The organism is Flavobacterium gillisiae, assembly GCF_900107635.1.
Lineage (GTDB): Bacteria > Bacteroidota > Bacteroidia > Flavobacteriales > Flavobacteriaceae > Flavobacterium > Flavobacterium gillisiae.
Map to the genome: position 1 here is coordinate 692854 of NZ_FNRD01000001.1, position 14060 is coordinate 706913.

Below are 14060 nucleotides of genomic sequence, written 5' to 3' on the forward strand. Positions count from 1 at the left end.
TTATGTGTTATTTCGGACATATTGTTATATATTTTTGTCCTTATATTGTTAAATACCACATTAATAAACATATGAAAGAAATATTTAGTTCTACTTATAGGATAGGCTATCTTGACGGATATTCAATGGGTTTAAACCCACATGAATCATCTGAAGGTAATACGGAGACTGCATTTAGTGCGGGTTTTAAATCCGGACGTTTAGATTATGAAAACATGAATGGTTTAATTTGTTTCGGAATTCCGCAACGAATTGTGACTGAAAAAGTTTTAGAAGACTTTCTCATCGCAGGTATGTTAGGTTTTGATGTCGATGCTGATGGCTACACAGCGAATCAAATGAATATAATTTCAAAATGGTATGAAAGTGGTATTGAAAAATATGAGCCCAATCAATATGCTAATCTTTCAGCATTACTTAGTGAGAACGAAATCAAAATGAACCAAGCAATGTAAGGTATATTTGAAATAGTTAAAAACTAAAAAACCGTAATAACGCATGCGCTATTACGGTTTTTTCATGTCTTATTCTCTCTTCTTAAGCTAATAAGAACAAGAAGATTAATGGAAATAGGATTCCCGCTACTGCTAGTTTCCATCCACGCTGTTTCCAACTAAATTTACCGGCTTTTACCATTATTGTTCCGCTTAGAGCAATGATGATTAGACTTAGGGCGAAAATATCTGAATAGTAAATCCAGAAATTAGAGGTGTTTTTATGTAAACTCATCGACTGACTGATGATCGGTGTTTTTATGAAGGAAACAATCTCTCCTTTTCCGGTTTTCATGTCTATTTCGACATCATGCTTTTCAAATGAAATTTTCAGATTTCCTTTTTTAACATTGTGACGGCGGAACTTGTCGTCTATTCCCAGTTTCGTACCTAAATCTTTAGCAAATTCTTCATTGATTTCGCTCTCTTTGGGCAGGGTAACTTCAATTAGTTTAGTCTCAGTAGTATATTTTTCAGGATGCCACATGTCGCGGTGATTCATCATAAGTCCTGATAAAGCAAAGGAAACGATGAGTCCAATATAGAAATAACCTAAATCTCTATGTAAATTTCTGAAGGTCTTTTTTTTCATTGTAGGTGTTGAATTTGTATTTGCGAAAATAATATATTCCTGTTTAGAAAAGAAAAAACTTTTCTCTGTTTTTCAATAAGTAATCATTCAGAAAAAACTTTTTTAAATAGTTTGTTTTAAAACTTATATTTTAAGGAAGTTAGTACTTGACGTGGCGCAATTGGGTTTACACTGTAGTTTTCATGAACGGTATAATCTAAAACGTTTCCTACGTTAGATAATTTACATAAGACAGAGAATTTACCCCATTCATAACCGGCAGATAGGTCTACGGTAGTATAATCATTTATAGGTACTTGTCTGTCTCTAAGAGTCACAACTTGAGTATCTGGGTCAATTAAGATTTGGTTGTTCCATCCAGCTACACGATTTCCTATGTAATTTGCCGATGATCCAATTGAGAGTCCTTTTAATATTCCTGATGGCACCGTGTAGAAGAAGCTTAGGTTAGCCGTGTTTGCTGGTGTTCTTGCTAGACGGTCTCCTACAATAAAGCTTCCGTTAAGGCCTGAAGTTTTTGTGTAGCGCATGTCATTATAACTATAACCTGCCATTAAGCGTAAACCTTCAGTAGGTCGAGCCGTGATATCCAGTTCTACTCCTTTACTTTTTGTAGCTCCACTTAAGACTTTTATACTTGAATCAGTATTATTTGATCCATCTGCTTTAAATTCGGCAGTTTGGGCTAAGTTGCTATTTTCAATTTGGTACAAAGTGATGTTGGTACTCAACAACCCTTGCCAGAAATCTTTTTTGATTCCCAATTCATATTGGTCAATTAAAGAAGGTTTAATTACTTTTAGGTCGACCGTTGTACCAGAGTTTGGAGTAAAAGAATTAGAGTAACTAGCGAATAAGGCCATGTCTTGAGTAGGTTGATAAACAAGTCCTAACTTAGGAGTAAAAGCATGATCGATACGTTTTGCATCAGTTGTAATAGTAGTTGGCGTTTTAGTTAAATCATAAGTTTCAGCTTGAGCTTCTTGCCATGACCAACGCAATCCTGCCAACAGTTTGAATTTGTCAGTAAGCGAAATTAAATCTTGCGCATAAATTCCAAAACGGTTTGTGTCTGTTTTTACTATTTTTGTGTTTGTTGCTTCTGGAATGGCACCACCTTGATCAAAATTATCAAAATCAAAAATGTTACCGCTACCATAAGTGTTAGGTGAGAATGTATAAGTATATGCTTGAGCATAAGAATTCTCAAAATCAACACCTGTATATAGTTGGTGTTTTATATTTCCAGTATTGAAATTTCCTTGTAAGCTGATTTGCTGTCCAAGTATTTGTTCTAGGTTTTTATTTTGTCCTAATGGTCTTTCCCAGTAGCCATCATTTGTTGGTTGGATGCGCTCTGTACCTTTAGATGTTCTGTTATAGTTTTGAAAAGAAGAGTTGAAGTTTAGTTTCCAATCTTTATTGAACTCATGTTTCACTAACCCTGAAACACTGGCTTGTCTTGTTTGACCGTTAGACCATGTGGCACCTAAATAAGTGTTTCTAGGTACGTCAGCAATTTCTTTTCCAGTCATTCCAGTTCCAAAATCAGGAGTCCAATCGTCGTGTAAATAATCTCCTTGCAATACAATTTCCGTTTTGTCACTTACTTTAAATAGTATCGATGGGTTGACATAATAACGTTCTTTTTTTACAATGTCTCTAAAGCTTTCTGAGTTTTCGTATGAACCTGTGAAGCGGTAAGCGATGGCATTGTTTAATGGACCATAAATATCAATAGATGGTTTGTAGAAGGCGTTGCTTCCCATTTGCATACTAATTTCTCCTCCGCTCTTGAAAGAAGGTTTTTTTGTAACCATATTCAAGATCCCTCCTGGAGCTACATTTCCAAATAAAAGAGCAGCGCTTCCTTTAAGTACTTCTATTCTTTCTAGAGAAGATACTTCTGGAAGGGAACCATTGCTAAAACGGAAACCGTTTTTAAACATATTATTAGAAGACATATCATATCCTCGAGACCAGAATGATTCTTGGGCACCACCACGGGCCGAACCAACATAGACACCATTCACATTTCGAATAACATCGCTCAACCGTACCGCTTGCTGTTGTTCTATAATATGATGTCCTACTATTTGAATGCTTTGAGGTAGATCTATCGGCTTTATATCCAGACCTGATAAAACGGTTTCTTTTTTCTTGTTAGGAGTTTGCTTGATTTTAATCACTAATTCCTTCAGGGTCGTGATGTCTTCAATTAGTCTAAATTCCACAAAATTTGTTTGGTTGGCCAAAACTTTAATCTCTTTAGATTGTTTTTTCATGCCAACACCCTCAAGTGTTATTGTATGGTTTCCTGTAGGGAAATTGGCAAATTTAAAGTCGCCATTGGCATTCGTTTCAGTTGCTTTTGCGTCTTTACCTAATTTAATAGCTATTCCCGGAAGCGGAAATCCATCAGTAGAAAGTATTTTTCCTTCGATGATTCCATGTTCTTGTGCGTTTATATAAAGTGAAGTAAGTAATAGGATGAATAGGATTCTAATTCGACTGTTCATAATTGTTTATTTGGAATGATTAAAAATAACAATGCAAATGTAGACTCTTCTTTTTGAATTATAAAACTTATTTAGACTAAATATGAATAATAATTTTAACTTTTTTTTAGTAAATTGAAAATCAACTTTTTATGTATTCAGATTAATTGTCTTTTTTACCAAAATCTAAAGGGTAGTTCAAAACGCTTTTTAGCGTCATAATTATAAACAAAATAAACCTCTTCTAAAGTGATTAAAAAGAGGTCTGTTTGTATTTTGTAGATAGATTGTGTTTAATCAAAAACGTATAGGTGCTTTCGCTTAATATGTGTTTTTAGGTAGGTAATGAGTTTATGGAGGTCATTTTTATAGGTTGATCTATTCTTTTTAGTAAGACTCAAAGTTTAGACTATAAATTTAAAAACGGCACCGAAAGTTCTTAGCTATTTTCTTCCAATATTTTATAAACCAGTTCTTTAGTTGGTTTTTGGTCTTTCAATTTTTCTCTGACCACATCAAAAGTAACTTTAAAATTACATCCTGATTTATAGTCGGTGCAACCGTAAGCGGTATTTCCTTTGATGACCGTTCCTTTTTGACATTTTGGACAAGGCAAAGCATCAGATTGTGTTTTGTTTTCTTTTGGTGGAGTAGGAGCAGCTAGTTTTTTAGGTTCTAATCTGAGTTTGAAGTTTTCATCAAAACGAAGTAAACCTTCTACTGTTCCCGCACTAGTTACGAAGTCTTTTAAATTTACTGTAGACCCTTTTTGAAGTAAACGCAAATATTGGTTCTCAGATATTTTTTTGTCGGCAAAAGTATAAGGCAATACAAAATCACAACCCGCTTTATAGCCGGAGCAACCGTAAGCTGATTTTCCTTTTAGAAGTGTCGCTTTTTTACATTTCGGACAAACTTCTGCCGAAATTCCTGCTGCTTTCTTTTTTTCAACTGTTGCCTCTTGTTTTTGAATACTTCCGGCATGCGAAATATTGGCACGCTTGGTTTCACTGCGCACTTCATACACCAAAGCTTCCACCATGCGTTTCATGTTATTGATAAATGCAGCGGCGGTAAACGTTCCTTTTTCGATATCTTTCAACTGCTTTTCCCAAGATCCTGTCAATTCTGCTGACTTCACCAAATCATTTTGAATGGTGTCAATCAACTGAATTCCAGTAGGCGTTGGTAGTACTTGTTTTTTGTTTCGAACAATGTATTGGCGTTTAAAAAGCGTTTCAATAATGTTCGCTCGTGTTGACGGACGGCCTATTCCGTTTTCTTTCATCAGTTCCCGTAAATCCTCATCATCGACTTGTTTCCCTGCTGTTTCCATCGCACGCAATAAGGTCGCCTCCGTAAACTGATTAGGTGCTTTAGTTTCTTTTTCTAAAAAAGAAGGTTGGTGCGGCCCTTTTTCGCCTTTGACAAAGTCGGGCAATAAATCAGCTTCTTTTTCTTTGGCGTCTGGGTTTTCAAAAACGACGCGCCATCCTTTTTTTAGAATTACTTTTCCAGTGGTTTTGAACAACACATCAGCCGCTTTCCCTATTACGGTAGTATTCGCTACTGAACAATCATCATAAAAAACGGCAATAAAACGTTTAGTGATGATGTCATACACCTGTTGCTGATTGTATTGCAAGTTGCTTTGAATTCCCGTTGGAATAATGGCGTGGTGATCTGTTACTTTTTTATCGTTGAAAACCTTGGTTGATTTTTTTATTTTTTTGCCTAAAAGTGGTTCCGTTAAAGCAGCATAATTGGTAAGGTTTTGAAGAATACCAGGCACTTTCGGGTAGATATCGTTGGGTAAAAATGTGGTGTCGACTCTGGGATAAGTAACTACTTTTTGTTCGTACAAAGTTTGAACAATTTTCAAGGTTTCATCTGCCGAAAAGCCAAACTTAGTATTGCAATAGACTTGTAAGCCCGTTAAATCAAAAAGCTTTGGTGCAAACTCATTTCCTTTCTTTTTTTCGATAGAGACAATTTCGAAATAACTTTCTTTTACTTTATTGGCTAAAAGTTCTCCGTCTTCTTTTTTCAAAAAACGACCTTCTTCGTAACTAAAAAGTGTTTCTCGATATAAGGTTTGTAGCTCCCAATAGGGTTGTGGTTTAAAATTTTCGATTTCTTTCCAGCGGTCTACAACCATCGCTAATGTTGGCGTTTGTACGCGTCCAATAGACAGTACTTGTTTGTATCCACCGTGTTTTACGGTGTATAATCTGGTCGCATTCATACCCAATAACCAGTCGCCAATGGCTCTGGAAAAACCCGCATAGTATAAATTATCGTAGTTGGCTGATGGTTTTAAGTTTTCAAAACCCTCTCTGATGGCCTCGGTCGTTAAGGAAGAAATCCATAGGCGTTGCACTTCGCCTTTATAATTGGCTTCGTTCATCACCCAGCGCTGAATGAGTTCTCCTTCTTGTCCCGCATCCCCGCAGTTGATGACCAAACTAGCTTTGTCAAATAAACTTTTTATGATTCTAAATTGCTTCTGGATACCCGAATTCTCCACGACTTTGGTTTCAAATTTTTCAGGAAGCATGGGCAGGTTGTTCAAATCCCAGCTTTTCCAATAGGATTTGTAATCGTTAGGTTCTTTTAAAGTACATAAATGCCCAAAGGTATAGGTGACAGCATAGCCATTACCTTCATAATAGCCATCATGTTTAGTATTGGCACCTAAAACGGATGCGATTTCTCGTGCTACACTTGGTTTTTCGGCAATACAGACCTTCATTTTTCTTACTGATTTTGAGGGTGCAAATTAGGAATTTAGAAGTTGGTATGGAAATGAAATCTGCAGGAGTTATGAACGAGATGGTTTCCCTGAGAAGGAGCTAAGTATGGAAGGAAGATAAATTAATTGGAGAAGAATTAATAACACTAAGTTATTAAAGCAAACTAGGTTTTATTCAAGTTCTATATTACGAGCCTTGAGGACTCCGTTTTTCTTTATTATAACCAAGTCATCAACATAAGTTCCCCTTATAGGAATTGCTTTGTTGTTTGTTATTTTGTAATATTCGGACGGATATTCAGTTTCGATCTGATTAGGCGTTAATTTGGTAATATCAAACCAAACGGAGTCGTCAAATTTGATTTTTCGAGCTTGAATGATTTTTTCTTTTACGTTTTTATCGTATTTATACGGATTTCCTGGGCTAGCCCATTTTCCATTTTTTACTTTATATAAATCAAAGTATTGGTATTTTAGGTGGTAAAGTTGTCCACAATATTCTCCCACAAAAAGTAAGACATTTTCATATTTACTAAAATTAGGAATGCCGTATTCATCAATGGCAGCAAAATTTATTGTGTCTTTCTGATAATTCCCATAAATGTTTTTTTCTATTTTGTACTCACTTTTAAACTCACCGTTAAATCCATGTAGAAAAATTACATCGCAATAGTTAGGGCCTTTTTCGTATTTTATATCGATCTTTTTTCCAATAAAAATATAAAATTTTGATGGCTTTTCTTGCTTACATTCAACATATGGAATACAAGGTTCGGGTTCCAATAGAATATTTATTTCCTTACTTTTAATTAAATCAGATACTGCAAATTTTTGTGTAACGTAAGTCAATGAAGAGAAAAATAATGAATCTGTTGGTTTAGCTGAAATACTAAAAAAACCTGTAGAATCGGTATGTGTTACGTATCTTTTGTTTTTTGTTAGTTCGGGATAACTATCCCATTTTTTTGTAAGCTTAGCCTTGTCTCTAAATTTTTTTAATGTGTCATTCACTTGTACTGAAACGTAGTTATTACCTTTTTTAGCAAATGAAACAATTCCTTCAATTTTAGTGTCTTGAGCGGAACAAATTATTGAGAATGAAAATAGTAATAAAAAATATTTTTTTTTCAATATGATTTTTTTAAAAGTTTATGACATGTATTCTGCGCTAGCATCAGAATAGAATATGAAAATTTTGTTTATATGTAGATTGAAAACCATCTAGAAATTAAATTTGTTATTTATTTCAGCCAACCTTTTCTAATTCCAAAAGTGGAGAACCATACTAGAAAAACTCCAAAAATAATTACCAGTATCGGCATGACTTCTGTACCTGGGCCATAAACTTCTCGAGCATTTGTAAAAAATAGATTTTGAATCATTTGAGGGATGATGGCAAGAAGCGAAATAATAAAGGCCGGCTTTGCCCATTTTTTCTTCATAAGCAATCCTACTGAACCAATAATTCCTCCGAATACCGCAAATGCAAAGGCAATGAACGTCCAAAGCGGGTAACTGTTGTACAGTTCTTGTTCGGCGAGGGATAATGTTTTTAATGCTTCACCAGTCATTGAAACTTGTAGATAAAAGGAGCTAACTCCCATTAAATTCCAGAGTAAAGAGAATATTGCTACTGCCCAAAACCACTTTGGGATTGTTGTTTTTTGATTTTCCATTAGAGTTCTTTGTTAAAGGTTAAAATTGGTTTTAGGTAAATTAAATGGTCTTTTTTTTTTGATAAGAGCTTAATTTTTTAGATTCTTCTATTAGCATAGCTTTCATTTTTTACTTTATGAACTCAAAGAAATAATAAGCTGTTTCTATAATTTACTACACTCCAAATTGTGTTAGATGATGATCAATATGTTTGTAAAACAAGTTGTTCCATTCCTGCGCGGTCAATTTTCCAAAAGAGTGAGATTCTTTATTATCAAAATGGCTTTCTCCTAAGGTCTGAGTTTTTTTAAGATATTCAATTAATTTCTTTTTCTCCTCTTCAAATTCTCTTGTACTTGTAATTAAAAATTGAGGTGCTGTTCTACCATTTTTTGGATATGGCTTATCACTTACAACGGCTTTTTTTACAAACGTTTTTAATAAAAATCTTTTAAAGGAATTCGGTTTGGGGTATTTGTCGGTATAAACCATTTCATAGGTTACGGTGCAATGGGCAAGCATTTGAGATACATTCATTTTTCCCCATAAATTTTTCGTTGTTGGAGATAGTTGGTTTATGCGATTTATAATTTTTGTTGTTTCAGCTAAATCAAAAATATATTTCATTTTAATTATTTTAAATTTTTTGGATTGGTTTTGAAGCTGGGGATATATAATGCTGTAAGAAGTCGGGAGACTATGCTAGTAATCGAAGCTTTTAATATGGAACACTTCGTATAGCAGGTCTGTTAGTGGCTCACTATTTTGGTAAAAAGTAGTTGTTAAAAACTCTTTTTATTAAGTCCCAAATAGCAGTTGTATTTTCAGGTGTAACATTTAATTGAATTACTACACTGATTATTGTACCCACAAATAGATTAACCCAGTCAAATTTACCTAAATCTTTAGCAGTTTCACTTAAGTGGTCAAGTCTTAATATTATCGCGTTTTGCTGATTCAAAATTAGAGGAATTTCAGATAGACAATTTTTTAGAACATCTATTTTTTCTGAAATTTCGTTATATTCAGAAAATGAAAATTTTTGATTATTAAAGTTATTAAGTAATTTTATTTCAGAAATTTCATTTTTGAATTGTTTCCAAAGGTTTGGAGATGTCACTTCTCTTTGCAAATAATCTAGCCAATTGATAAAAACATTTAAAGTTTGATTCCAATCAATTTGAGAAGTGCAATCAGTCATTTGTTCGTAACCAGGTGAATAATTTACATATAACGTATTATTATACTCTGAATCAAGAAAACGAAAATTAAATCCTTTGTTGGCTTTATATTCTATGTAAGTTGTATAACTTCCCATCACATCATCTTCAATTATTTCAAACTGATTATGAGAAAAGAATTCAAAATTTTGGATTATTTCAAATAATGAATTTTTTTGAGATGTAAGTAATTTCATGTTTATTTCGTTTTTTATTAGTTTGCCTTTAAATTGAATATACAAGCTCAACAATAGCGCTTGTCAACTCTTTATTCAAATATATACTATTTTATTTACAAATAATTAATTAAATAGCTGAAATCATTTTTAATGTTTAAACCAAAAAAAAACCTTGCTGTGGGCAAGGTTTTTTATAAAGTATTGTAGATATTTCTATTTAGTTCTTCGCATAACATATTTTTCAGAACTGGGTTTCCCTGATTGAATACCTGATATTTCAGCTACTAGACTGTCTTTCGAAACTTGGGTGTAACTGATTTTTTGTGGGTAATCGTGTGCGGGGTTAGTAAAAACAAGTTGGTTTTCTTTCGTCTCCGCAAGAAGGAAGGCGACTGGTTTATCATCGTTTTGACCTCTTACATTAGCATTGTAACTTAATTGCTCTCCTATTTGTTGCAAGACTATTGTTTCATAATGAATGGTGTCTTTTCCTTTTAGAAAAAAAGAGCTCCCATTATAAGTACTGTCGTTTACTTTTTTCCAGGTTTCGGTAAGTGTTCCGTCCTCGGACTTGGTTTCCCATTGTCCTAGTAGCCAACGTGCCGTTTTGATTTTATCTTTTTCGTTGTTGTCAGTTCCGGTATCGTCTGATTTTTTACAAGAAACGAAGATTGTTATTAGAACTAGAAAAGTAATTTTTTTATACATAGTGTTTTGAGATTGAGTTGTACTACAATGACGGTGCGAAATTATGAAAAAGATCGTAAATAGCCCAGATAAAAGCGGCATCCTTTTTATCCTGAAATTGGTTCTGGGAAGTGCACTAATTCTTGGATAAAAAGATAGAGCGGATAGCTGGAAATAGCTCCAAAAAAAACTGTCAGGAAACTAGAGTTAACTATAAACTATTTTTCGTAATTTTGCACTCCAAATATAAGGACTAATAATATGTTAGATAGACTTCAAATAGTAAAACAACGTTTCGATGAGATTTCGGATTTAATCATTCAACCGGATGTTATTTCTGATCAGAAGCGTTATGTGCAATTGAATCAAGAATATAAGACTTTGAAAGCTTTGGCTGAAAAGCGCGATGAATACGTGCTTTTGATGGCTAATATTGAAGAAGCAAATGAAATCATAGCCGACAATAGTGATGCAGATATGACCGAAATGGCCAAGATGCAACTCGATGAGGCAAAGGAAAGATTACCGGAATTAGAGGAAGAAATCAAATTCATGTTAATCCCAAAAGATCCTGAAGATGCTAAAAACGTGATGGTGGAGATTCGTGCCGGTACAGGTGGGGATGAAGCGAGTATTTTTGCAGGAGATTTGTTCCGTATGTACACTAAATATTGTGAAAACCGCGGATGGAGAACATCTGTAGTGGATATGAATGAAGGTACATCTGGTGGATTTAAAGAGGTGATTTTTGAAGTTACAGGTGAAGATGTTTATGGAACTTTGAAGTTTGAAGCAGGTGTACACCGTGTACAACGGGTACCACAAACAGAAACTCAAGGACGTGTGCATACATCAGCAGCGACTGTTATGGTGTTGCCAGAAGCAGAGGAATTTGATGTGCAAATCGATATGAATGATGTACGTGTAGATTTTTTCTGTTCTTCAGGACCAGGTGGACAATCAGTAAATACAACAAAATCAGCCGTTCGTTTAACGCACATTCCAACAGGATTAGTAGCGCAATGTCAGGATCAGAAATCACAGCATAAAAATAAAGACAAGGCATTTGGCGTTTTACGTTCCCGTTTATACGAACAGGAATTAGCTAAAAAACAAGCTGAAGATGCTACTAAACGTACTTCTCAAGTGAGTTCTGGTGACCGTTCTGCAAAGATTCGTACTTACAATTACGCACAAGGTCGTGTAACGGATCACAGAGTAGGATTGACTTTGTATGATCTAGGAAATATCATGAATGGTGACATTCAGAAAATTGTTGACGAGTTAGCGTTAGTTAACAACATGGAAAAATTAAAAGAAGCCAGCGAAGTTTTTTAATATAATAGCCTCATTTATTGAGGCTTTTTTTTGGAGCAATTTCCCGCTATTCGTTACAATCTTTTCTTTTTTAAATAAAAAAGAAAAGGATTTCCACTGCTATCGGGGCTAGAGAATAGAATATAATTCAAGAAAGTGCAATTAAGGTCTTATGGGAAAACCTGAAACTTTAAATTTTTAAACTTTAAACTTTTTTATGACGACACAACAACTTATTGAGCAAATCAAAATAAAAAAATCATTTCTAGCCGTAGGATTAGATGTTGATTTAGATAAAATTCCGAAACACCTTTTAGAACTCGAAGACCCCATTTTTGAATTCAACAAAGCGATAATTGATGCGACTCATGATTTATGTGTCGCCTATAAACCCAACACCGCTTTCTATGAAGCGTATGGAATTAAAGGATGGATGTCTTTACAAAAAACAATCAATTATATCAACGAAACCTATCCAGATATCTTCACGATTGCCGATGCTAAACGTGGCGATATAGGTAATACGTCCTCGATGTATGCCAAAGCTTTTTTTGAGGATTTAAACTTCGATAGCGTTACTGTTGCACCCTATATGGGAAAAGATTCAGTAGAGCCATTCCTTGCTTTTGAAAACAAACATACCATTATGCTTGCCTTAACCTCTAATGAAGGCGCTTTTGACTTTCAAACGCTTACTGTGGACGGAAAGGAATTGTACAAGCAAGTGCTGGAAACGTCTAAAACATGGAAAAACTGCGAAAATTTAATGTATGTAGTTGGTGCTACTAAAGCCGAATATTTCACTGAAATCCGTAAGATTGTTCCAGACAGTTTCTTACTTGTTCCCGGAGTAGGAGCACAGGGAGGAAGTCTTTCTGAAGTATGCAAATACGGAATGAATGCTAATGTAGGATTACTGATTAATTCTTCTAGAGGAATTATCTATGCTTCAAACGGAACTGACTTTGCCGAAAAAGCAAGAGCAGAAGCTTTGAAAATGCAACAGGAAATGGAAGGAATAATTAGTCTAAAGTTTTAGGTTTAAATTTTTTTGGAGTGTCCAAAAAAAAAGGATTCTTAATTTTTCTTAATGCCTAAATGGTTTAAATTTTTAGGCTTGTACTCAATTTAAAATTGAAATGTTTTTTGAACCATTAAGATATTAAGGTTCATTAAGTGTTTTGTGGTTATGTCCTTTACGGTTAAAAAAATTGAAACACATAGAATCATAGAATAAAAGAGAATGTTTGAGTTCAATACTTGAATTCACATAGCTATGTTATCTTTAAAAAAGTGGAATACCTTTTTAAGATTAAAAATCTATGTTTCTATGTGTTTAAAAAAAATCTTTTGGGACATTGCGTAGATCTTTGCTGTTAAATTTATAAAGCCTTAATTTTTCTTAATACCTAAATGGTTTAAATTTTTAAGCTTGTACTCAATTTAAAATTGAAATGTTTTTTGAACCATTAAGATATTAAGGTTCATTAAGTGTTTTGTGGTTATGTCGTTTACGGTTAAAAAAATTGAAACACATAGAATCATAGAATAAAAGAGAATGTTTGAGTTCAATACTTGAATTCACATAGCTATGTTATCTTTAAAAAAGTGGAATACCTTTTTAAGATTAAAAATCTATGTTTCTATGTGTTTAAAAAAAATATTATGGGACATTGCGTAGATCTTTGCTGTTAAATTTATAAAGCCTTAATTTTTCTTAATACCTAAATGGTTTAATAACTTTGTAAGCTTTGCGTCCCGATAGCTATCGGGATTGCGGATAAGAAAACCTTTGTGTTTAAATAAAACAATATGAAAACCCTAACAGACCAGCTCGGAACAACACATACTTTTGAAACTTCGCCTCAGCGTATAATTTCGTTAGTTCCTTCTCAAACGGAATTACTTTATGATTTGGGTCAGGAAGCAAAAATCATCGGAATTACTAAATTCTGTGTGCATCCGTATCATTTTAAATCAACCAAGAAGAGTGTCGGCGGTACTAAAAAAGTGCATTATGAAAAAATCCGTTTATTAAATCCGGATCTTATCATTTGCAATAAGGAAGAAAATACCCAGGAAATTGTTGAAAGACTAAGTGAAATTTGTCCGGTGTGGGTGACGAATATCATTACCGTAGAAGATAATTTTCAGATGATCACTGATTTTGGCCAGCTTTTTAACTGTAGAACTGAAGCACAAAAGTGGAATGATAAATTGGCTTTTGCTTTAAGCGATTTTAAAAATTTCATCAAAGATAAAACAGTAAAAAAAGTAGCTTATTTTATTTGGAAAAACCCTTATATGGCTGCGGGTTCAGACAATTTCATCAATGAATTGTTGAAGTTGAATCACTTCAAAAACATATATGATGATAAAGGACGTTACCCTGAAATTGAACTTGAAAAAATGAAGACAGAAGGCGATCCAGAAATTGTTTTTCTTTCGTCTGAACCTTTTCCGTTTAAGAAAGAGGATGGATACGAAATAGGACAATACACGAACAAAGCGCAAACAATTCTAGTAGATGGCGAAATGTTCTCTTGGTACGGCAGCCGACTTTTAAAAGCATTTGATTATTTCAAAATGCTGCGTAAAAATTTAGAAAAATAGTTTTTTCTTTTCCTGAAGTGACAATTCTCCTTTTTAACATTATTAAAAAACC

At 33.9% G+C, this 14060-nt stretch carries 12 protein-coding genes; 4 read left to right on the plus strand and 8 right to left on the minus strand.

All coding sequences use genetic code 11. The features are described from left to right. Positions 1-71 precede the first annotated feature (71 nt). On the plus strand, positions 72-455 hold the full coding sequence (locus BLV35_RS03140; RefSeq protein WP_091084556.1) for a hypothetical protein: 384 nt from the start codon (positions 72-74) through the stop codon (positions 453-455). A gap of 82 nt (positions 456-537) precedes the next feature. Here BLV35_RS03140 and BLV35_RS03145 read toward each other — a convergent pair whose 3' ends face one another. The 8 genes from BLV35_RS03145 to BLV35_RS03180 all read right to left on the minus strand — a co-directional run bounded on the left by BLV35_RS03145 (position 538) and on the right by BLV35_RS03180 (position 10099). After that, positions 538-1086, minus strand: coding sequence for a PepSY-associated TM helix domain-containing protein (locus BLV35_RS03145; RefSeq protein ID WP_091084559.1), 549 nt, complete (start codon positions 1084-1086; stop codon positions 538-540). A 116-nt stretch (positions 1087-1202) separates the two neighbouring features. After that, complete coding sequence (locus BLV35_RS03150; RefSeq protein WP_091084563.1) at positions 1203-3605, minus strand: TonB-dependent siderophore receptor; 2403 nt, start codon at positions 3603-3605, stop codon at positions 1203-1205. Positions 3606-4023: 418 nt separating this feature from the next. Beyond that, positions 4024-6336: a type IA DNA topoisomerase gene (locus BLV35_RS03155; RefSeq protein WP_091084566.1), complete on the minus strand. Its 2313-nt coding sequence runs from the start codon at positions 6334-6336 to the stop codon at positions 4024-4026. 171 nt (positions 6337-6507) lie between these two features. After that, positions 6508-7467: a hypothetical protein gene (locus BLV35_RS03160; protein ID WP_091084569.1), complete on the minus strand. Its 960-nt coding sequence runs from the start codon at positions 7465-7467 to the stop codon at positions 6508-6510. A gap of 110 nt (positions 7468-7577) precedes the next feature. Further along, positions 7578-8012 carry a hypothetical protein gene (locus BLV35_RS03165; RefSeq protein ID WP_091084573.1) on the minus strand — a complete coding sequence of 145 codons (435 nt, stop codon included), beginning with the start codon at positions 8010-8012 and terminating at the stop codon, positions 7578-7580. A 154-nt stretch (positions 8013-8166) separates the two neighbouring features. Beyond that, positions 8167-8619, minus strand: coding sequence for a DUF1569 domain-containing protein (locus tag BLV35_RS03170; protein WP_091084576.1), 453 nt, complete (start codon positions 8617-8619; stop codon positions 8167-8169). A 133-nt stretch (positions 8620-8752) separates the two neighbouring features. After that, a complete protein-coding gene (locus BLV35_RS03175) occupies positions 8753-9409 on the minus strand; it encodes a hypothetical protein (protein ID WP_143031829.1) in 657 nt (218 codons plus the stop codon). Positions 9410-9604: 195 nt separating this feature from the next. Beyond that, positions 9605-10099: a DUF6265 family protein gene (locus tag BLV35_RS03180; protein WP_091084582.1), complete on the minus strand. Its 495-nt coding sequence runs from the start codon at positions 10097-10099 to the stop codon at positions 9605-9607. A gap of 240 nt (positions 10100-10339) precedes the next feature. On the opposite strand from BLV35_RS03180, the gene prfA reads away from it, so the two are divergent. The 3 genes from prfA (at position 10340) to BLV35_RS03195 (ending at position 14008) form a co-directional block, all read left to right on the plus strand. After that, positions 10340-11416, plus strand: coding sequence for a peptide chain release factor 1 (prfA, locus tag BLV35_RS03185; protein ID WP_091084586.1), 1077 nt, complete (start codon positions 10340-10342; stop codon positions 11414-11416). Between the two features lie 196 nt (positions 11417-11612). Further along, positions 11613-12434 (plus strand): orotidine-5'-phosphate decarboxylase, encoded by an 822-nt coding sequence (pyrF, locus tag BLV35_RS03190; RefSeq protein WP_091084589.1) that lies wholly within the window; start codon positions 11613-11615, stop codon positions 12432-12434. Between the two features lie 773 nt (positions 12435-13207). After that, complete coding sequence (locus tag BLV35_RS03195) at positions 13208-14008, plus strand: ABC transporter substrate-binding protein (protein WP_091084592.1); 801 nt, start codon at positions 13208-13210, stop codon at positions 14006-14008. Positions 14009-14060: the final 52 nt, after the last annotated feature.